Source organism: Limosilactobacillus sp. C0001E2 (genome assembly GCF_056590915.1).
In genome coordinates, this window is the sequence record NZ_JBWPXC010000003.1 from 136,544 (window position 1) to 157,115 (window position 20,572).

Sequence of the window (20,572 nt, forward strand, 5' to 3'; positions counted from 1 at the left end):
AGAAAGGAACAATATGACTGAATTAAAAGCAAAAATATTAGAAGATTTACAGGCCAATCCGACGATCAGTCTGTCTGCGGAAAAGATTGCCCGCAAACTGGGGATGAATTCAGCGGAAGATTTTACTCCGATTGTACAAGCGCTCGCACAGTTGGAACGGGAGAAGAAGGTTGAAGTTGCTGATCGAGGAGAATTTAAAATCATTCCTCAACAACAACTGGTAACCGGAATTTTCCATGGTAATAGTAAGGGATTTGGTTTTGTAGCCTACGATGAAACCTTACCGGATATCTATGTTAACCCTGATCACACTATGCATGCATTATCTGGTGATGAGGTCCAAGTTAAAATTTTGCGGGCCGGTGGTCCACGTTCTGGACAGGGTCCGGAAGGTGCGGTTGCTGATATTTTGGATCACCATTATGATCATGTGGTGGGTGAGTTCAAAAATCTGACGATGGGGAATTATATCGGTGAAATTATTCTCAAGGATAAGAAATTGAGCCACCTCAAGTTTTATGTATCTGATCAAGGGCTCCACCCGCAAGATGGAGAAATTGTGACGGCCACGATTGCTGAATACCCAAGTGCGGATGCACCGGCGGTGATGACGGGGGCTGTAACAGAGGTTGTTGGTGATAAAAATGAACCAGGGATTGATATTCTATCCGTGGTCTATGCTCATGATGTTCCACATGAATTTCCTAAGGAAGCAATGGACCAAGCAAATAAAATTCCGTTGAAGGTTCTTCCAGAAGAAAAACAAGGCCGTAAGGATATCACTAAGCAGCCGTTAGTTACCATTGATAGTATTGAATCTAAAGACCTTGACGATGCCGTTGTGGCCTGGAAGATGGATAATGGGCATTACCACTTAGGGGTCCACATTGCAGATGTAAGTCATTACGTTCAACCGGGAACGCCATTGGATGAAGAAGCCTTTAAACGTGGGACGTCAGTTTATTTGACTGATCGTGTTATTCCCATGCTGCCGCGGCGATTATCAAACGGTATTTGTTCCTTGAATCCAAATGAGGAACGGTTGGCAATGTCTTGTGAAATGGAAATTGATGAGCAAGGGAATATTTTAAAGCACGACATTTTTCCAAGCGTTATCAAATCACATGCCCGGATGACTTATAAAGCCGTTAACAAAATTCTAGAAGCAAACGATGAGAAAACGAAGGCCCAGTACAAAGAACTTGTACCAATGTTTCAAACAATGGCGGAACTACATCGCATTTTGTTCAAGCACCGTCATCGGCGGGGAGCCATTGATTTTGAAGCGCCGGAAGCAAAGATCATTGTTGATGAAACGGGACACCCAACTGACATCCAACTGCGTGAGCGGGGGTTATCTGAACGGATGATAGAGTCCTTTATGTTAGCCGCCAACGAAACAGTGGCAGAACATTTTGATCATCTTCACGTGCCATTCCTTTACCGGATTCATGAAAAGCCAGATGGTGACCGAATTAAGGATTTTGCTGACTTCCTGAGTGTTCTTGGAATTGAAATGAAGGGCGACTTGAATAATGTTAAACCTAAAATGTTACAACGGGTGTTGAAGCAAGTAGCTGGAACTCCTGAGGAAGAAATGGTCCAAGTTATGATGCTCCGGAGCATGCAGCAGGCGAAATACTCTCCGGATGAATTGGGTCACTTTGGCTTGGGTGCAGAATATTACACGCACTTTACTTCACCAATTCGTCGTTATCCAGATACGACTGTTCATCGTTTGATTAAGTGGTACCGTGAACATGGCACAAGTGAAAGTGCTAAGGCTAAGTATCGTGATCGTTTGCCAGAAATTGCGGAACATACTTCGATTACTGAACGGCGTGGAATTGATACTGAACGAGACGTTGACAGCATGAAGAAAGCTGAATATATGGAAGACCACGTTGGGGAAACTTTTGAGGCGGTCGTTAGTTCTGTAATGAAATTCGGCTTGTTTGTCGAATTGCCGAATACCGTTGAGGGGTTAATTCACATTAGCGCGATGAACGATGATTATTATGAATATGTTGAGAAGCAAATGGCCCTAGTCGGACGGAGTAATCATCATATTTTCCGGATTGGTCAGCCGGTAAAAGTCAAGCTGTTGCGGGTTGATAAGGATCAACGAGAAGTTGATTTTGAATTAGTTAATCCAGAGGATGCTCCAGTAACCAAGCTGCGCGTCGGTCGTGATAATGGTCGTCATGGTCATGGCCGCGGACGTGGTCATCATCAAGGACATGAACGCCGTAATAACCACCAGGGTGGTCGCGATAATGGACACCGGAATAATCGACAAATTAACCGTGGTCAAACCCGTCATGGTGGTGACAAATACCAACACGATCGTAAACGGCGACATTAAAAGAGAGGTGATTGGATGGCTGGCAAAAAGCACCAGGCGCCAAGTGATAACCTAGTAGCGCAAAATAAAAAAGCTCGTCATGATTATGCAGTAATGGCGACTTATGAAGCCGGAATGGTGCTCACGGGTACGGAAATCAAGTCAGTACGCGCCCGACGAATTAATTTAAAAGATGGTTACGCCCAATTTCACAATGGTGAATTATGGTTGATGAACGTTCACATTAGTGAATATAGTAATGGTACGATTTTTAATCATGATCCACTCCGTAATCGGAAGCTTTTGTTGCACAAGAAGGAACTCAAAAAGTTAGCTGGCGAAATGAGTGCCAAAGGGGTAACATTAATCCCACTCAAGGTTTATCTGAAGCATGGTTTTGCAAAGGTCTTATTAGGGCTTGCTAAGGGGAAGCATGAGTATGATAAACGAAATGATATTAAAAAGCGTGAGCAGGAGCGCCAGATTGAGCGGGTTATGAAACATTACTAAATAAGAAACGGTCAGGAGCATTTTTCTGCTTCTGACCGTTTTCTTATTTAGTTTTACAACAACCAAGTTGCGGAAGTGAATTTCGATTCCAACGCCAACCGTGACTCCGTTGCCACTTTCTAGCGGTAGAATGTTTGTTAGCCCAGTGGTTTAAAACACTGGCAATTAAAATTGCGATGGGTTCATCCGCCTGTTGATTAATGGTAATCCGGCAATATAATCCGTTTTGCTCTGGTTCCATGGTAAATACTAAGTGATTATTGCGAAAAACACGATAGTGATTAGTAAAAGCATTGCCAACAATGACCCAATTCAGGCCATGAATATAAATGAATTCACGAACAAAGCCGAATGATTTACCAATCGTCCCCATTCGTTGCCGATTTTGGTAAATGGCAAACTTAGGCATCAGACCAAGTGATAGTTGTTTAAGTTCTGCTAATAATTGTCCCTGCATTGTATAAAGCGACAACGCATCATTCCTAATTCCCCACTTACCAGTTAGAAGATAACACGCTTGATCGAAGTTATCATGGATAATGGTTGCTGAATGATCATTTGCCCGGTTTTTTAGGTACAAGGTCCGCATTTCATTCACCGCTTTTCCACCGTTTGTCGTTTAAATTCATTTTACCAGCTGAACTTTTAATTGAACAGTTTTCTAAAGAGAGTTTAAAGGTGGAATATGGTAAAATATTTACGAGGTGGACAGCATTGAAGCAAATTATTCATAATGATTGGTGGCCCATTTTAAAGCCGCAATTTGAAGCCGATTATTATCAGCAATTACGGCAGTTTTTAATTCATGAATACCAGCATCACACGATCTATCCAGAGATGCACCATATTTTTGAGGCTTTTGAATGGACCCCCTTTAGTAAAGTTAAAGTTGTTATTTTAGGCCAGGATCCTTATCATGGTCCGCATCAAGCACACGGGTGCAGTTTTTCGGTTTTACCGGGAGTAAAGGTGCCACCATCCTTACAAAATATTTATAAAGAACTCCAAAATGACCTCGGGTATCCACCAGTCCACCATGGCTACTTAAAAAAGTGGGCTGATCAGGGCGTTTTACTTTTGAACTCGGTCTTGACGGTTCGTGATGGTCAAGCCTATTCACATCGCGGACATGGTTGGGAAAAACTTACGGATGCTGCAATTCAGGCACTCTCTAACCGCCCTGAGCCAGTTATTTTTATCTTGTGGGGGCGGGCAGCACAAGCCAAGAAGGCGTTAATTAATACGACTACTAATATTGTGTTAGAATCCGCCCACCCAAGTCCACTCTCTGCTAGTCGGGGCTTTTTTGGGTCCCGTCCCTTTTCCAGGACGAACGAAGCATTAAAAGCAATGGGGGAGCAACCAATTGATTGGCAATTGCCAGCCCATGTTGATATTGAAACAAATTAGGAGGAGATAACATGGATATTTTTGAAAAACTAGCCAATGATTTAAAGGGCCAACAACGGACGATTGTTTTTCCAGAAGGTAACGATGAACGAATCATGGGTGCAGCGATTCGTCTGCATAATGACGGCATTTTACAGCCAATTTTACTTGGAAACAAAGCTGATTTGGGACAGGTTGCTAAGGAGCACGGCTGGGACTTAACTGGAATTGAGATTATCGATCCGGCAACTTATGATAAACAGGCAATGCACGATGCATTGTTGGAACGACGGAAGGGAAAGAATACTCCAGAACAAGTTGACCAAATGTTGAAGGATGTTAGTTACTTTGCCACGATGTTAGTGTACATGGGAAAAGTGGACGGGATGGTTTCTGGTGCCGTTCATGCCACTGGTGATACAGTTCGTCCGGCTTTGCAAATTATTAAGACTAAACCTGGGACCAAGCGGATTAGTGGTGCGTTCATTATGCAAAAGGGTGCAGAACGCTATGTTTTTGCTGATTGTGCCATTAATATTGAACTGGATGCCCCAACGATGGCAGAAGTAGCGATGGAAAGTGCTCATACGGCGAAGTTATTTGGGCTTGATCCAAAAGTGGCCATGCTGAGCTTCTCCACCAAGGGATCAGCCAAGGGTGAAATGGTTACGAAGGTTGCAGAAGCCACCCAATTGGTTCATGAACAAGCGCCAGAATTAGCAGTGGATGGTGAATTACAATTTGATGCGGCCTTTGTACCAGCGGTTGGTCAATTAAAGGCTCCTGATTCAAAGGTCGCTGGTCACGCAAACGTCTTTATCTTCCCAAGTTTGGAAGCTGGAAATATCGGTTATAAGATTGCCCAACGATTTGGTGGTTTTGAAGCAGTTGGACCAATTTTACAAGGCTTGAATGCACCGGTGGCTGATCTTTCCCGGGGCACCAACGAAGACGAAGTTTACAAAGTCGCAATTATTACAGCAGCTCAGGTTGATTAGTATGAAAAAGTTCACATTAAATAGTCGGGATGACACCATTGCCTTAGGTGCTAAATTATCACCATTTTTACAAGCCGGAGACGTGATTGTTTTAAATGGTGATTTAGGTGCTGGTAAAACTACTTTTACGAAGGGAATTGCCAAGGGGCTTGGTGTTAGTGCGGTCATTAAGAGTCCGACATTTACCATTATCCGTGAATATCAGGATGGTCGATTGCCGCTCTACCATATGGATGCTTACCGGCTAGAAAATGGCGGTGCGGAAGATTTAGGCTTGGACGAGTATTTTGACGGCGACGGTGTCAGCGTGGTCGAGTGGGCCCAATTTGCTGAAGAGGAGTTACCGGATGAATTCTTGGCGATTACGTTTCGACGGACAGATGATGAAAATAGTCGAGTGCTGACTTTTGAACCACGGGGTGATCATTTTGTCAAAATGGTGGATGCACTATGAGCAACACCGATGAAGTAACGCTCAAAATGGCAGAAACTGAAGATGCCCAGGCGGTACTACGACTATTACGACAAATTAATCGCGAAACAGCAGTGGTGATGATTGATCATCTATCGTCATTAACGGTAGATGACGAACAGGCTGCCCTTCACGAGATAAGTATCCGCAGTGACTGTATAGTATTGCTGGCAATGCTGAATCAGCAACGAGTTGGGATTGTCACAATTACAAAGGTTGATGAAGAAGCAAACGCAGGTGAATTAGGAGTTGCAGTGCTGAAGAAGTATTGGAATCAGGGGATTGGCACCCTCCTAGTGAATGAAGCGGTTTATTGGTTTCAAAACTATAGTTCGTTAGCTCATTTAGTTTTAGATGTTTTCAAAAATAATTCACGAGCTCGTCATGTATATCAAAAATTAGGTTTTATCCAAACGAGCACGGCCTCCCATGAAGATAGTCGTGGGGTACAGCAAGACGTCATTCTGATGGAATTTGTAAATCATTAAGAAAAACACCACGGAGCTTCAATTGCTTTTTGCAAGTTAAAGTTCCGTGGTGTTTTTTAGCCGAGCATTTTAACAAATGGTTTTAATCGACTTGGGCCAAACTGTTCGACCTGGTTAATGAGAATATCAGCACATGCTTGGGCATCGTCTAAAGCATTATGGTGATGATTTAGCTCAATGTTTAATGCATTTGCTACTGTGTTTAATTTATGATTAGGTAATTGCGGCAAGAGTTTTTGACTAGTGCGCAGGGTATCGAGAGTTTGGTAGGCTGGTGGTGTGATCTTGTAATGTTCTAAGGTGTTTTTTAAAACGCTATTATCAAAAGTGGCATTATGGGCAATAACTAATTTATCCGGAGCATAGAATGAAGCAATATGTTTCCAAACTTCAGGAAAGATGGGGGCATTTGCTACATCACTTTCATGAATACCGTGAATTTGAATATTTCGCCAGCTGAAGGGCGTTTGGGGATTAATTAATGAATAAAATTCATCAACGATTTGGTTATCGCGGACAATCGCCAGCGATAACGAACATGCACTATATCTTTTTGGACTAGCAGTTTCAAAGTCCATGGCAATAAAATTCAAAGTTCGGAGACCTCCAGTCATGAAGTGGAATTGTTTTTAAATCTAATTTTATAATGATACAATATTAAATATCAATAAACAAAGGACGATTAAAAATGGCTGAAAATATTAAGACACGTTTTCCAGAAATCGATATTAAAGAGAATGAACTATTAGCGAAATACACCTTTACTCATACGGGAGGTCCGGCAGATTGGATTGCATTTCCGAAGAATGTTGATGAAGTTCAGCAACTGGTAACTTTTGCTAAGGGACATGACTTACCAATTACGGTGCTGGGTAACGCTAGCAATCTAATTGTTAAAGATGGTGGAATTGCTGGATTAGTGTTAATTTTAACGGCGATGAAGTCCATTACCGTTCATGACCAAACGGTCACCGCTGATGCCGGGGCGGCGTATATTGAAGTAACAAAGGTTGCTCGCGACCACTCCTTGAGCGGAATTGAATTTGCTGCTGGAATTCCGGGGAGTGTCGGTGGTGCTGTCTTTATGAACGCCGGAGCTTATGGTGGTGAAACTAAAAATGTAGTTGCCAAAGCAACGGTGATGAACCGAGCGGGTGAAATCTTTGATTTAGATAATCAAGCACTTGATTTTGGCTATCGACATAGTGCCGTTCGAGACCAGCATTTGATTGTGTTATCTGCTGACTTCGCTTTGCAGCCCGGCGATTTTACGACCATTAAGGCGGAAATGGATGATTTAAACGCGCGTCGGGCAGCCAAGCAACCATTAGACCTGCCATCGTGCGGGAGTGTTTTTAAACGGCCGGAAGGTTATTTCGCTGGCAAACTGATCCATGATGCTGGCTTACAAGGTTACACGTCAGGCGGAGCCCAGGTTTCTAAAAAGCATGCTGGTTTTATCGTGAATATTAATCATGGAACGGCAACGGATTATTTGAACGTTATTCATCATGTTCAAGCAACGGTCAAAGAAAAATTTGGTGTTGATTTGGAAACAGAAGTCCGGATTATCGGCCGTGATTAGAAAAGCGAGACAGAAGCCTTCAATGGCTGCGGCTTTGCTCCCAGCGAAGTGTAGTTAGTCTTAAGAGAGTACAAATAGGGCTCCAGAGTTCGGTTTACCGAGCACTGGAGCCCTGTGCTATTTGTATTTTAATTTGTTAGAAATCTTTATTATGTTACAGCCGCTTTTAATTTCGTAATACGAGCAATAGGTGAACAAACCAACAGATGATCAACTGGAGAACAGTTAAAATCACAATGAACTGACAGGCGTTCCACGTCATTGCGGATAAAATTTGTCGCCAGAACCAACTAGGGGTGATGAGCATATAGATGGAATGCAGGCGGAGAAATCGACCGATATAGATTCCAATGCTCGAACAGGTTGCAAAGATGACCATTAAAAGGTAACGAAGTTGCGGATAACGGGGAGCCAATACCTTTGCAATTAATCCACTGGTATTTAGTAGTTCTAGTGAGCCAATCAATACGCAACAAAAGGCACTAATGATCATGATGGCAAAAATTAACCAAATTGATGGCGTGGATTTTAAAATTCCACTGACATTGGTATGTGGATGTAACCAGGAAAGATGGAAGAGATCTGTTAAAACGTATGGGGCGTTTGGATAGAAAAGCAGCCAGATTAATGACGTTAACCAGAATAGTAGTGACCGTCGATCAGCGAGTTTTGGTAAATGAAAGCTAATTTCAATGGGAATGTAACCCAGGAAAGTATTAAAAGCCATAAAATTATACGGAGCTTTCATGACCAGCTTTAAAAAGATGATCCACAGGAAGAAGAACCCCCGTAGCTGCCAGCGGTAGGAAAAATGAGTTGTTTGAATTGTAATCACGTCCTTTGCTCTCATAGTGACTATTATAACGGACGATTAAATGAAACAAAGTGATTTTACGATAATTGCGCTCGGTGATGAAGATGATATAATTAAACGGTAGTTTAGGATCGGAGGGTTAGTTCAATGCAAACAATCGCTACTTTATTAACGTGGCGAAACTTGATTAACTTAATCGATATCCTAGTCATTTGGTTTTTAATCTACGAGCTAATTATGCTCATCCGTGGTACACGAGCCATCCAACTTTTTAAGGGGATTCTGGTGATTATCCTAATTAAGATCGTCAGTTGGTATGTTGGCTTGAGCACCGTTTCTTGGTTAATGGACCAGGTTATTAACTGGGGTGTCATCGCGATTGTCGTAATTTTTCAGCCAGAAATTCGCCGAGGGCTGGAACATTTGGGCCGTGGCACGTTGTTTGCCCGGAACAAGACAGCCAACGAACAAGAAGAAGAAATGATTAAGCAGCTTGATCAAGCAATTCAGTATATGTCCAAACGGCGGATTGGTGCCTTGATTAGTATCCAAATGGATACCGGTCTGGAAGAATATATTGAGACCGGAATCCCAATGGACGCAGATATCACCGGTGCGCTCTTAATCAATACGTTCATTCCTAACACGCCACTGCATGATGGTGCGGTGATTATCAAAAATAACCGGATTGCTGTTGCAGCTGCTTATCTGCCACTATCAGACAGTAAGCTGATCCCAAAGGAATTGGGGACCCGTCACCGTGCAGCGGTCGGTATTAGTGAAGTCACCGATGCTCTGACAATTGTGATCTCCGAAGAGACAGGGGAAGTTTCAATTACAAAAGATAATGAACTGCTCCGCAATATGTCACAGAAAGACTACTTGAAGTTCATGCGGGCACACCTTTATAAAAAGAAGGAAGAACACAAGGATCATGGACTATTCGGTTATTTATTAACCAAGATTCATTGGCAAGGAGGGAAGCATAGTGAACGGTAAAAAAGGTTCTGTCTTTGGTAGCGTTTGGTTTATGCGAATTGCCTCATTAATCTTGGCTATTTTTCTCTTTATGTATGTCAATAGTGAAAAGAATGGCTTTTTACGTCAAACGACCCGGGGATCAGATAGCGGTAATGCTCTAATGTCCAATAAAACAATGAGTGTCCGCATGCCACTCGAGTTAAAAATGAACTCACAAAAGTATGTGGCGACCGGTTATCCACAATATGTAAAGGTTCGAGTCTCGGGCCCATCTGCAATGGTAACAACGGTATCAAATACCCAAAATTTTAAAGTGTACGCTGATTTAACGAAGCTGGGTGTAGGTACTCATACCGTAACCTTAAAGGAAAGTGGACTGAATTCAGAGTTGCGCTCTACGATTAAGCCGCAACAAATTAAAGTCAATATTCAGCCACGGAGTACGGTCACCGCACCAGTCGACGTTCGACTGAATTCCAAGTCGGTGGATGGTAATTACCATGTTGGAACTCCACGACCAGCTTTGAAGACGGTGCAAATCACTGGTGCACGGAACCAAGTAAAGCGAGTTGCCCGGGTGATTGCATACGTTGACGTGCCGAAGGACGCCCACGGTAACTTTAGCCGACAGATTACACTGCAAGCGGTTGACAAAAAGGGACGGACAGTTAACGTTGTGATTATGCCAAGTTCGATCAATGTGGAAGTTCCTGTTTCAAAACAAGGCAATAATGACCCAACTAGTTCCACCAGCAGTAGTAATAGTGCTAGTTCGAACAGCGATAATGATAGTTCTTCAAATACAGAGAGTTCATCCAGCAGCACAAGTAGTAATGATTAATCAACTTTAGAATAGGAGAAAACGAATGAAGTTAAAATATTTTGGTACAGATGGTGTGCGGGGAGTTGCAAATAAGGATTTAAGCCCTGAATTAGCCTTTCGGGTTGGCCGTGCCGGTGGTTATGTGCTCACACGCCATTCAGAACGGAAACGTCCCCAAGTTTTAGTATCGCGGGATACTAGAATTTCTGGTCAAATGTTGGAAAACGCTTTGGTAGCTGGACTTCTTTCGGTTGGAATTGAAGTGTTGCGTCTGGGAGTTGTAACGACACCCGGAGTCGCCTACCTAGTTCGGGCCCAAGAAGCAGATGCTGGGGTAATGATTACGGCATCTCATAACCCAATTCAATATAACGGAATTAAGTACTTTGGTAGCGACGGCTTTAAGCTTTCTGATGAATTAGAGTATGAAATTGAGCAAATCCTTGATGCACCAACCGATGATTTACCACGCCCTTCCGATGATGGCTTAGGTGTGGTTGAAGATTACAAAGAGGGCGCATTAAAGTACACGTCATTCCTTGAACAAACGATTTCGACTGAATTGACTGGCCTCAAGGTAGTTGTTGATGCAGCTAATGGGGCCACGAGTGACTTTGTTTCTAACCTTTTTGCGGATGTCGAGGTCGACTTTGTCCCAATTAATGACCAACCAGATGGACTTAACACGAATTTAAATTGTGGTTCAACGCATCCAGCAGGATTGCAGAAGGCGGTGGTTGAAAACCAAGCTGATCTGGGAATTGCCTTTGACGGTGACGGTGACCGTTGTATTGCCGTCGATGCCGAAGGTAACATTGTCGATGGGGATAAGATCATGTACATCTGTGGTAAGAATATGGATGAAAATGGTCGCCTGAAGAAGGATACCGTGGTTACAACGGTGATGAGTAACTTGGGAATGTATAAAGCCCTGGAAGCACATGGTATGAAGAGTGTGAAGACTAAAGTTGGTGACCGGTATGTGGTTGAAGAGATGTTAAAGAACGGCTACAACCTTGGTGGTGAACAATCTGGTCATATTATCTTTCTTGACCACAATACAACTGGTGATGGGATGCTTACTGCACTGCAATTGCTGCAAGTAATGAAGTTAACTGGAAAGAGTCTTGCTGAACTGGCTGCTGATGTGACGACCTATCCGCAAGAATTAGTTAATATTCGGGTCGCTGACAAGCAAGCAGCAATGAACAATGACAAGTTGCAAACAGTAATTAAAGAGGTAGAAACGGAAATGAATGGTGACGGTCGGGTCTTGGTACGACCAAGCGGGACGGAGCCATTATTGCGAATCATGGCTGAGGCGCCAACTAAAGAATTAGTTCATGATTATGTTATGAAGATTGCAGCGGTTGCCAAGGCAGAACTTGAAGTCTAAAGGAAAATCGTCCCGTGTTTTGATTCAAAATGCGGGGCATTTTTTATATGAAAAAAGGAGTGAAAAAATTGCGAATTAGCTTGATGATAATCGTTTGACATTGTAGACCAATTTTATTAAAAAACATTGACAATCCTTGTGAATATCTATACTATATTATTATTGTCTAAACGTTGACAGGTAAATTGGTTGTTGAAAGTTATCTATACCAATTTATGGAATTTTAATTCAAAGGATGGAACATAATTATGTGTGGAATTGTCGGTGTAACCGGAAATAAAAATAGTGTTTCAATTTTAATTAATGGTTTAAAAAAGTTGGAATACCGTGGTTATGATTCTGCGGGAATCTATGTTAATGACCAGCAGGGGCATGACTACCTTGTTAAACGTCCAGGACGGATTAGCAATTTAGAAGAAGCCCTCACACCGGAAGTTCAAGGAACTGCCGGAATTGGACACACACGGTGGGCAACGCACGGAGAACCAAATGAGGTTAATGCGCATCCACAATACTCCAACGATAACCGTTTCTACTTAGTTCACAACGGGGTCATTGAAAACCATCAACAACTACGTGATCATTATTTAGAAGACGTTCAATTTAAGAGTCAAACGGATACAGAAGTAATTGTGCAACTCGTTGATAAGTTTGTTACCAAGTATAATCTAGATACTAAGTCGGCCTTGTTGAAGACGCTACGGTTGATCAGCCCGGACTCATCTTATGCGTTTGTATTGATGGACCGAGAACAGCCAGATACATTATTTGTAGCTAAAAACAAGAGTCCATTACTAGTGGGATTAGCGGATGGCTATAATATGGTTGGGTCTGATGCTACTTCAATGTTGAAACAAACTAATCGTTTTATGGAAATTGACGATCACGAATTAGTAATCGTCAAGCCAGATGCGGTTAAGATTGAAGACTTGGACGGTAATGAAAAAACACGTGATACTTTTACTGTTGATATGGATCCAAGTGCTGCAGATAAAGGTGCTTACCCATTCTACATGTTAAAGGAAGTGGACGAGCAGCCTGCTGTAATGCGTAAGTTAGTGCAAAAGTACTTTAAGGATGATCAACCACAACTAGACGAAAAGTTACTCCAAGACATGGCTGACGCTGATCACATCTATATCGTTGGTGCTGGGACAAGTTATCATGCTGGATTAATTGGAGCGCGGATATTCGAACGTTTGACGAAGACGCCAACAACGGTGCACATTTCTTCCGAATTCGCTTATGAACAGCCACTGCTTTCGAAAAAGCCATTCTTCATTTTCCTATCCCAAAGTGGTGAAACGGCTGATAGTCGAGAAGTGCTAGTTCACGTAAACGAACATCACTGGCCAAGTCTAACGATTACTAACGTTGACAAATCGACGTTATCGCGGGAAGCTACCTATACTCTCCTCCTGTACGCTGGTCCAGAAATTGCGGTCGCTTCAACTAAGGCCTACACGGCCCAAATTGCTGTCGAAGCAATTTTAGCTAAGGCCCTGGGTGAATTTAAACAGATTCCAGAAGCGCAAAACTTTGCTTTAAAACAGCAATTAGGAATTGTGGCGAATGGGATGCAAGCAATTACTGACAGTAAGGATAAGATTGAATCCTTAGCGGCCCATTACTTATCGAAGCCACGGAACGCCTTTTATATTGGACGGGGAATTGACTGGTCTGTTTCATTAGAGGCAGCGCTGAAATTAAAGGAAATTTCCTATGTTCAAGCGGAAGGCTTTGCTTCTGGGGAACTGAAGCACGGGACAATTGCTTTAATTGAAAAGAACACGCCAGTAATTGGGATTGTGACGCAAGACCGGACGGCTGGTTTAACCCGCAGTAATCTAGAAGAAACTGAAGCACGGGGCGCTAATACGTTGACGATTGCGGCACGGCATCTCGCAAAGGAAGATGATACAATTGTGATTCCAGATGTTGATCCGCTTCTGACACCTTTATTAAGTGTTCTACCAGCTCAATTACTAGCTTACTACACTAGTCTGGGGAAGGGCCTAGATGTTGATAAGCCACGGAATTTGGCCAAATCCGTCACTGTTCAATAATATTTCAAAAATGAACGACTATGCCGAATAGTCGTTTTTTTGTGAAACTTATTGACAGCGCTTACAAAGGGTGCTAATATACAACCATAAGGTATTAATAATTACCTTCTAATCAATTCTCTTTCTCTCTTATGCCGATCACCGTCCCCCTGGCGGTGGTTTTTTTGTTATGATAGAGAATGAGGTGAATTATCATGGCGGATCAACCAGGAACATTAGATTTAATTGAAGAAATTACGCGTAAAGATGGTAGTAAATATTATGAAATTGGTAATATGGTCCATAATGGGCGGGCTGAACTAGCGGCAGAGCGTAATTTCATTACTCAAGTGCGTATTTTGAAGCTTAATATTCCGCATTCCCAAAATGTGATTAAATATGAAAACTACATTAATAGCCACTACCAGATGCAAGATGAATCGATGGATCATTGGGAAGAGTGGAAGAAGACCCCGGAGATGGAAAAACTAGTCCAAGCGATCCTTGCAGAAAATCATGTTGGTTAAGGTGTGTAAGAGATTATCAAAGCAGCGCTTTGGTGATCTTTTTTAGTTAAAAGCTCAATTTTTGGGGGTAATGGTCCAAACTAAAAGGAAAGTTCAGTCAACTGAATTTAATCTGGCATTATCAAGAAATGGTCTGTACGCCGGCCGGGTTTCTGACTATAATAATAAAGTATTTATTCGTATTAATTGAGGAGGAGTCCTGGTCCATGCGCCCAGCTTTTGAAGAACATCAATTGCCACCGCGTCGCCATCAATACGTTACTGGTGTTGATGGGATGCGGACCCTTGCCGTATTAGGGGTCATTATTTACCACTTACTACCTAATGTGATGGTCGGTGGTTTTTTAGGGGTACCATTATTTTTACTGATTTCTGGCTACTTTGTGACTAATCAACTACTCAAAAAATGGGACCGGGGTAATGTTGATTTATTGAGTTTTTATCGCCGAAGGTTTAGTCGCCTTTACCCAGTCTTAGTCACCATGCTGGTGTTAACGACGGCTTACATTACGCTTTTTCAGCGCCAATTATTGCACCACATTAAGGCAGTCATCGTGACTAATTTATTGTGGGTATATAACTGGTGGGAAATTTTTAATGGACAATCCTATTTTGATCGTTTTGGCGGTGAATCGCCGTTTACCCATTTGTGGACCTTAGGGGTTGAAGTTCAATTTTATGTTCTATGGCCGCTGATTTTAATCTTATTACTGAGGTTTCTTGGAAAGCGGACGGTCAAATGGATTGTATTAAGCTTAGCGCTTCTTTCTGCAATCGAAATGGGGATTCTATATGATCCGCAAAATATTAATCGAGTGTACTACGGAACGGATACGCGAGCTTTTTCATTATTACTAGGTAGTTGGTTGGCGTTTATCTGGCCACGAGAAAAGCTACGAGTGGGGTTAAGTACCAGCGAAAGCAGATTTCTAAATGTTGTCGGCGTAGGAAGTTTGGCATTAACGTTAGTCAGTTTTTTTGTGGTAAATGGTCAAAGTACACGGACTTACCATGGCCTCATGTTTTTCTACAGTTTGATTGGGATGTTATTACTGGCCACGATTGTGCATCCAGGTGCTAATATGAACCAGTGGTTGTCCAATCCGTTTTTTAAGTGGGTTGGCGAACGTTCCTACGGAATTTACGTTTACCAATACCCAGTCATGATTTTTTATGAAGCAAAGGTTCAAATAGGAGCACATCCAATGCTGAATGCAATTGTTGAAGTCTTATTAATTGTTTTAATTAGTGAATTATCATACCGGTTTTTGGAACGGCCACTACGTCACTATCAATGGCGGGATTTACCATTGACAATCGTGAACTGGTTTGATGTTAAACGACGCGGTTGGAAACAATGGTTGGCCATTGCACCAGCGTTAGTGATCTTTTTTGTAGCGGTTGCTGGGTTTACGACACCAGACCGGGCACCTAAAAATACGGCCGTTCAGACGCGGATTAAAAAGAGTCGGCACGCAACTGCCGTCCGCAACAAGTTAATCGCGGAGGGCAAGACACCGCAAGTCAATGTGAACAGTAAATCATTACAAAAGAAGTACGGCTTAACCAAGGGTGAATTAAAACGGACGGCTAAGTTAAAGGTGACGGCAGTTGGTGACTCCGTGATGGCGGACGCTTCTGACAGTCTCCAGCAGGTTATGCCCCATGCATATGTGGAAGCAAAGGTTGGTCGTCAGGGAAGTGACGCGCCCGCAGTCATTAAGGATCTGAAAGACAATGGTCATTTAAATAAAAATGTGGTTTTGAACCTGGGAACCAACGGCGCTATGACGGGTGATACGGTTAATGAGATTATTGATGCAATTGGTAAGGGTCACCAGATTTACTGGGTAACTGCTCACGTGCCAACTAAGGCTTGGGAACGGACAGTTAATCGCCAAATCAAGCAAGCTGCGCGGAAACATTCCAATGTGCATGTAGTGGATTGGCACGCGCAAAGTGCTGCCCATCAGGATTGGTTTGCTGGTGATAATGTCCATATGAATGAAAAAGGAAATGTCCAATTTACCCGATTGATTGTTAAGAGCCTCTTAAAATAGGAGAATAAATAATGATAAAGATGATTGCACTTGATCTTGATAATACGCTTTTAAATAGTAATAAAGAGATCAGTCAACGAAATGAAGACGTGTTACGGCGATTACATAATAAGGGCATTAAGGTCGTGTTATGTACGGGACGGCCAATTAATGCAATTTGGCATTATATTGAGCAATTGGGTCTAACCAAAGAAGGCGACTACACAATTAACTTCAATGGGGGCCTGGTTGTAAATAACATAACGAAGAAGCCGTTGTTTTCAATGGGGCTAGCAGCGGATGATTTAGCGATTGTCTACCGCTTTGCTCATGAACATGATTACTCACTGGATGTGCTAGATTTTGACCGGGTGTATGAAATTATGGATATGCCACGTTCGGTATACAAGGGTACGGTTAAGCATATTGAATTTTTGGATCGTCACTTTGCAGACTTACCGATGGGTAACCATCCATACGCTAAAATGGTTATGGCGATTCCAGCAGAACGTTTGAAAAAAATCATTCCGACGATTCCTGATGAAATCCATCAACACTTTAATGTGGTTCAATCACAACCCCACATTTTAGAATTTTTACCTCAAGGGGTGGATAAAGCGGTTGGCCTCAAACATCTGTTGCAACATCTAGGAATGGATTATTCTAATCTAATGACCTTTGGTGATGCGGATAATGATTTAGGAATGATTAAAGCAGCTGCTGATGGGGTCGTAATGGCCAATGGTTTGCCCCAAGTGAAAGCGGTGGCTAATCACCTTACTTCTAGTAATGACGATGACGGGGTTGCCGTTTACTTGGAACAATTTTTTGCAAAATACTTGTAATATAAGCCTTAATTGGTTAGAAAAGTCGCCGAAAAATGCAGGATTCGGCGACTTTTTTAGTATTAATAATCAGACATGATCAGCTTTTCACGAATTGTTTTGGCAAACCTAAAGTTACCGTCATTACGAGTCTAGGCCTTATTAATAAAAAATGATTAATAGCTTATTAATGGTAATTGTTACAAAATATTACAGCTATTTTAGCGAATTAGTGGAAAAGCAAACTCTTTGCAATCAATTAGTAATAATTGCCTTGTATCATATAGACCGTTGATAAAGAAAGATTTTGTAAAGGACGGTTAATACTTTATGTTAAACAAGAATCTATTGAAGATGAGTGCAACGTTTGGGGCGGCAGCTTTGGGTATGGTCGCAACTTCTGCGATCGGTCATGCTGACACTACTTACACTGTTCAAAATGGCGATACCCTTGCTTCGATTGCAGCTAAGTTCAACAATGCAGATGTGAACACAATTGCTAAGAAGAACAATATCGATGACATCAATACGATTCACGTTGGTCAAAAGTTAGTAATTAAGGGTAGTAAGCAATCTGCAAAGCCGAAGGCTAAGATGGAACAAACAGCTTATACTCCAAATAATAATTCAAACCTTTCTGCCGCTGATCAAGCAGCCAAGGATTGGATTGCTTATCATGAATCCCGTGGTTTATACACGGTGCAAAATGGTCAATACTACGGTAAGTACCAATTAAGCTTATCTTACTTAAATGGTGATTTGTCCCCAGAAAATCAAGAACGGGTGGCTGACCAATACGTTGCTAACCGGTATGGTTCCTGGACTGCTGCTCAGCAATTCTGGATGGCTAACGGCTGGTACTAAAATTAATAATTAATATTCATTGGCGGAGATCTTCACATTGGTGGTCTCGGCCTTTTTGAAAACTATGGTATGATAATTATAAAGAATTTGATTGGTATGGGGGTGCACCAGGAGTGAAGACGGTTGTATTGTTATTCCATCCAGATATGCAGCATTCGTTAGTCAATAAAAAATTAGTTGAAGCCGCTGATCAGAAGCGGAGTGTGACCATTCGTGATATGTATGCCCTGTATCGCGGTCAGCCAATTGATGTTGCCGAAGAACGACGAGTTTTAATGAATGCAGATCGGATCGTGTTACAGTTTCCTCTGCTGAAATGGTATGATGCACCGACTTTGGTTCAGCGTTGGAAAGAGGCAGTGTTTGATGATTATTGGCTCCATTCGGGTAAAAGTGGTCAGAGTGTGCTTGCCAATAAGGAATTACTGTTATCAGTAGCTTATTCGGAGCCATCTTATGATTTTACGAAGAATGGTAAGTATCGGACGACGATTGATGAATTACTAAAGCCGTTTCAAGTTCTGAGTATTCATTTAGGAATGCAATTTTGTCAGCCGTTTACAATTTATGAACTAGATGATTTGCAAAAGTCGAGTAAAGAATATGCAGAGATGATTGTTAAAGAAGATTTGCCAATTCAAAAATAATCCTAAATAAAAGATCCACAGTTCAGATGTGAAGTGTGGATCTTTTTAGTAGGGGACAATTAATTCAGTTCACCGTCCGCAATCTTATCTAATAGTGGACGAGATGGGATAAAGAAGAGCTGACCCGATAAAATATCGGAGAAGGTTAGTAAATAATCATTTTGGTCAAGCATGTTTTGCAACATGGTCTTGGTAACTTTCCAGTACCGGGAGTAGCCAATAAAGAAGGTTCCCGTGTTGTCATTTGCTGGATCAGAGTAAGGAACGTTCATGCGGACAATTTTTTGTTAGACTCCATCAATCGTTGCTTGTGAAGCTACGTTGTGGGCATTTTTGAACTTCTCATCATCAGCTAATTCCAAGTCTGAGAATTTCTTACGACCCACGGCTTTTTCTTGCGTTTCTGTGGTGAGATGGTTCCAGATATCCATATTATGGCGCCATTTTTGGGCAAAGGCATATGAGCCGTTTTCAAAGTTGGGATCTTCATCACCAATGATTGCATAGTTGGCAGCGTCTTCCATTTGGGGATTTTCGGTACCATCGATAAACCCGATAATGGCCCGCCCTTCAAAGTAGCGGAAGCCCTTTGTTTCATCAACGACGGTCGTGAAGTCCTTTAAGAAGAGTCGCATTTGACTCATCATTTCGTATAGAACCGCTTCTTCATTGGCACGGAGGTGGATAAAAATATCACCCTTACTTGCAGGCATGGAGTATTTAGGACCGGTCAATGTTTGATATGTTTCCAATTCCTTTGGTTTGGGTGCGTCTGGGAATAAATAGTCCCAGGCCGCGTTGCTAAAGCCGAGTGCTGCACGGACGTTGGCCTTTTTAGCACGAATTCGCATGGAGCGGATAATTGCTTGATAGCGGTCGACAAATTCTTGAATTGCCTCCTGTTCCGCCGCTTGATCCTTTCGATTAAGTTCAAAGGTGGTAAAAAGTACGTTGCTGCCGGCATCTTTCCAAACATCCTGCGCTACTTGTGGATTAACTGCCATAATAAAGCTCTCCTTTCATTCAAAGCATCAATTTTTATCATTGTTAATTATAGCATTTACAGATGAGGATAAGTTGACGGAGAATTTAATTATCGGCATAATAAAGGGCTGAGAGAAGAGAAAGTTGGCGAATTAATCGTGAGATATGAAGATTTAGAAACACGTTTTGCACAGGGAGCAAATCAGGAATTGGCACAGCAAATGGCGGCTTATATGCGGAATCAGTTTGAATTTTACGGGTACCAAAGCGCCGCTCGACGACGACTTTACCATCAATATTTACTGATTGAACGTCGAAATGGCAGAATTGATTGGCAATTGTTGGACCAGGCTTGGGCTGACCCCCATCGGGAAATGCAATATTTTGTTTGTGATTATTTGTGGCAAATGGAAAAGTTTTTAACATTAGCAGATTTACCACGAATTGAACCTTATTTAAGAACCAAGCAGTGGTGGGATACCATTGATAGTCTTATTAAACCACTAGGCAAGCTAGGATTGCGTGAACCGGCTGTAGATGCAGTGATGCTAAGATGGTCGTTGGATCATGACCAGTGGATGCGACGCGTGGCGATCGAACACCAGCTATTGCGTAAAGAACAGGTGAATATTAACCTCCTGGCTGAGATTATTGAAAATAACCTTGACCGGAAGGAATTTTTTATTAACAAGGCGATTGGCTGGGCACTACGTGACTACTCCAAAACTAATCCTCGATGGGTACGACAGTTTATTCAGACACATCAAGAGGGGTTAAGTGCCTTATCGATTCGGGAAGCCAATAAGTATTTATAATGCGATATCAATTGAACCGACCATTGA

Annotated in this window: 20 protein-coding genes and 1 pseudogene; 17 read left to right on the forward strand and 4 right to left on the reverse strand. The window is 42.2% G+C overall.

Features of this window, described 5'->3' with window-relative positions:
• Positions 1 to 13 precede the first annotated feature (13 nt).
• Together rnr and smpB are read left to right on the forward strand one after the other, a co-directional pair.
• Positions 14 to 2,365, forward strand: coding sequence for a ribonuclease R (rnr, locus tag AC1EKL_RS04395; RefSeq protein ID WP_480188558.1), 2,352 nt, complete (start codon positions 14 to 16; stop codon positions 2,363 to 2,365).
• Positions 2,366 to 2,380: 15 nt separating this feature from the next.
• Positions 2,381 to 2,854: an SsrA-binding protein SmpB gene (smpB, locus tag AC1EKL_RS04400; RefSeq protein ID WP_480188559.1), complete on the forward strand. Its 474-nt coding sequence runs from the start codon at positions 2,381 to 2,383 to the stop codon at positions 2,852 to 2,854.
• A gap of 43 nt (positions 2,855 to 2,897) precedes the next feature.
• Here the strand turns inward: smpB and AC1EKL_RS04405 are convergent, their stop codons facing one another.
• Positions 2,898 to 3,443, reverse strand: a complete 546-nt coding sequence (locus AC1EKL_RS04405) for an LURP-one-related/scramblase family protein (RefSeq protein WP_480188742.1) — start codon at positions 3,441 to 3,443, stop codon at positions 2,898 to 2,900.
• Between the two features lie 125 nt (positions 3,444 to 3,568).
• Here AC1EKL_RS04405 and AC1EKL_RS04410 point away from each other — a divergent pair, with 125 nt between their 5' ends.
• Genes AC1EKL_RS04410 through AC1EKL_RS04425 form a run of 4 tightly spaced genes read left to right on the forward strand, consistent with a single transcriptional unit; the run spans position 3,569 to position 6,201 of the window.
• Positions 3,569 to 4,264 carry a uracil-DNA glycosylase gene (locus AC1EKL_RS04410; protein WP_480188560.1) on the forward strand — a complete coding sequence of 232 codons (696 nt, stop codon included), beginning with the start codon at positions 3,569 to 3,571 and terminating at the stop codon, positions 4,262 to 4,264.
• An 11-nt stretch (positions 4,265 to 4,275) separates the two neighbouring features.
• Positions 4,276 to 5,241 (forward strand): phosphate acetyltransferase, encoded by a 966-nt coding sequence (gene pta / locus AC1EKL_RS04415; RefSeq protein WP_480188561.1) that lies wholly within the window; start codon positions 4,276 to 4,278, stop codon positions 5,239 to 5,241.
• A gap of 1 nt (position 5,242) precedes the next feature.
• Positions 5,243 to 5,695, forward strand: coding sequence for a tRNA (adenosine(37)-N6)-threonylcarbamoyltransferase complex ATPase subunit type 1 TsaE (tsaE, locus tag AC1EKL_RS04420; protein WP_480188562.1), 453 nt, complete (start codon positions 5,243 to 5,245; stop codon positions 5,693 to 5,695).
• Positions 5,692 to 6,201, forward strand: coding sequence for a GNAT family N-acetyltransferase (locus tag AC1EKL_RS04425; protein ID WP_480188563.1), 510 nt, complete (start codon positions 5,692 to 5,694; stop codon positions 6,199 to 6,201). Before tsaE ends, AC1EKL_RS04425 begins: the two co-directional genes overlap by 4 nt.
• Before the next feature lie 56 nt (positions 6,202 to 6,257).
• Here the strand turns inward: AC1EKL_RS04425 and AC1EKL_RS04430 are convergent, their stop codons facing one another.
• On the reverse strand, positions 6,258 to 6,794 hold the full coding sequence (locus AC1EKL_RS04430) for a 3'-5' exonuclease (RefSeq protein WP_480188564.1): 537 nt from the start codon (positions 6,792 to 6,794) through the stop codon (positions 6,258 to 6,260).
• A gap of 95 nt (positions 6,795 to 6,889) precedes the next feature.
• Between AC1EKL_RS04430 and murB the strand changes: the two genes are divergently transcribed.
• Positions 6,890 to 7,786: a UDP-N-acetylmuramate dehydrogenase gene (gene murB, locus AC1EKL_RS04435; RefSeq protein ID WP_480188565.1), complete on the forward strand. Its 897-nt coding sequence runs from the start codon at positions 6,890 to 6,892 to the stop codon at positions 7,784 to 7,786.
• Positions 7,787 to 7,952: 166 nt separating this feature from the next.
• On the opposite strand, the gene AC1EKL_RS04440 is transcribed toward murB, so the two are convergent.
• Entirely contained in the window at positions 7,953 to 8,621 is a 669-nt protein-coding gene (locus AC1EKL_RS04440) for a DUF1361 domain-containing protein (protein ID WP_480188566.1), read from the reverse strand.
• Between the two features lie 126 nt (positions 8,622 to 8,747).
• Between AC1EKL_RS04440 and cdaA the strand changes: the two genes are divergently transcribed.
• From cdaA to AC1EKL_RS04485, 9 genes are all read left to right on the forward strand, one after another.
• Complete coding sequence (cdaA, locus tag AC1EKL_RS04445) at positions 8,748 to 9,599, forward strand: diadenylate cyclase CdaA (protein ID WP_480188567.1); 852 nt, start codon at positions 8,748 to 8,750, stop codon at positions 9,597 to 9,599.
• Positions 9,589 to 10,422 (forward strand): CdaR family protein, encoded by an 834-nt coding sequence (locus tag AC1EKL_RS04450; protein WP_480188568.1) that lies wholly within the window; start codon positions 9,589 to 9,591, stop codon positions 10,420 to 10,422. The genes cdaA and AC1EKL_RS04450 overlap by 11 nt, the downstream gene beginning before the upstream one ends.
• Positions 10,423 to 10,447: 25 nt before the next feature.
• Positions 10,448 to 11,800 carry a phosphoglucosamine mutase gene (glmM, locus tag AC1EKL_RS04455; RefSeq protein WP_480188569.1) on the forward strand — a complete coding sequence of 451 codons (1,353 nt, stop codon included), beginning with the start codon at positions 10,448 to 10,450 and terminating at the stop codon, positions 11,798 to 11,800.
• Positions 11,801 to 12,048: 248 nt separating this feature from the next.
• Positions 12,049 to 13,866: a glutamine--fructose-6-phosphate transaminase (isomerizing) gene (gene glmS, locus AC1EKL_RS04460; RefSeq protein ID WP_480188570.1), complete on the forward strand. Its 1,818-nt coding sequence runs from the start codon at positions 12,049 to 12,051 to the stop codon at positions 13,864 to 13,866.
• Between the two features lie 194 nt (positions 13,867 to 14,060).
• Entirely contained in the window at positions 14,061 to 14,372 is a 312-nt protein-coding gene (locus AC1EKL_RS04465) for a hypothetical protein (protein ID WP_480172720.1), read from the forward strand.
• Positions 14,373 to 14,578: 206 nt separating this feature from the next.
• Positions 14,579 to 16,432: an acyltransferase family protein gene (locus tag AC1EKL_RS04470; protein WP_480188571.1), complete on the forward strand. Its 1,854-nt coding sequence runs from the start codon at positions 14,579 to 14,581 to the stop codon at positions 16,430 to 16,432.
• Between the two features lie 11 nt (positions 16,433 to 16,443).
• Positions 16,444 to 17,256: a Cof-type HAD-IIB family hydrolase gene (locus AC1EKL_RS04475; protein ID WP_480188572.1), complete on the forward strand. Its 813-nt coding sequence runs from the start codon at positions 16,444 to 16,446 to the stop codon at positions 17,254 to 17,256.
• A gap of 309 nt (positions 17,257 to 17,565) precedes the next feature.
• Complete coding sequence (apf, locus tag AC1EKL_RS04480) at positions 17,566 to 18,099, forward strand: aggregation-promoting factor (protein WP_480188573.1); 534 nt, start codon at positions 17,566 to 17,568, stop codon at positions 18,097 to 18,099.
• 113 nt (positions 18,100 to 18,212) lie between these two features.
• Complete coding sequence (locus AC1EKL_RS04485; RefSeq protein ID WP_480190216.1) at positions 18,213 to 18,746, forward strand: NAD(P)H-dependent oxidoreductase; 534 nt, start codon at positions 18,213 to 18,215, stop codon at positions 18,744 to 18,746.
• Positions 18,747 to 18,805: 59 nt separating this feature from the next.
• Here the strand turns inward: AC1EKL_RS04485 and AC1EKL_RS04490 are convergent.
• Positions 18,806 to 19,750 (reverse strand): annotated as a pseudogene (locus tag AC1EKL_RS04490) (Dyp-type peroxidase).
• Positions 19,751 to 19,888: 138 nt separating this feature from the next.
• Here AC1EKL_RS04490 and AC1EKL_RS04495 point away from each other — a divergent pair.
• The gene (locus AC1EKL_RS04495; protein WP_480188575.1) at positions 19,889 to 20,545 is read left to right on the forward strand and encodes a DNA alkylation repair protein; all 657 of its coding nucleotides are present in this window, start codon (positions 19,889 to 19,891) and stop codon (positions 20,543 to 20,545) included.
• The last annotated feature ends 27 nt before the right edge of the window (positions 20,546 to 20,572 follow it).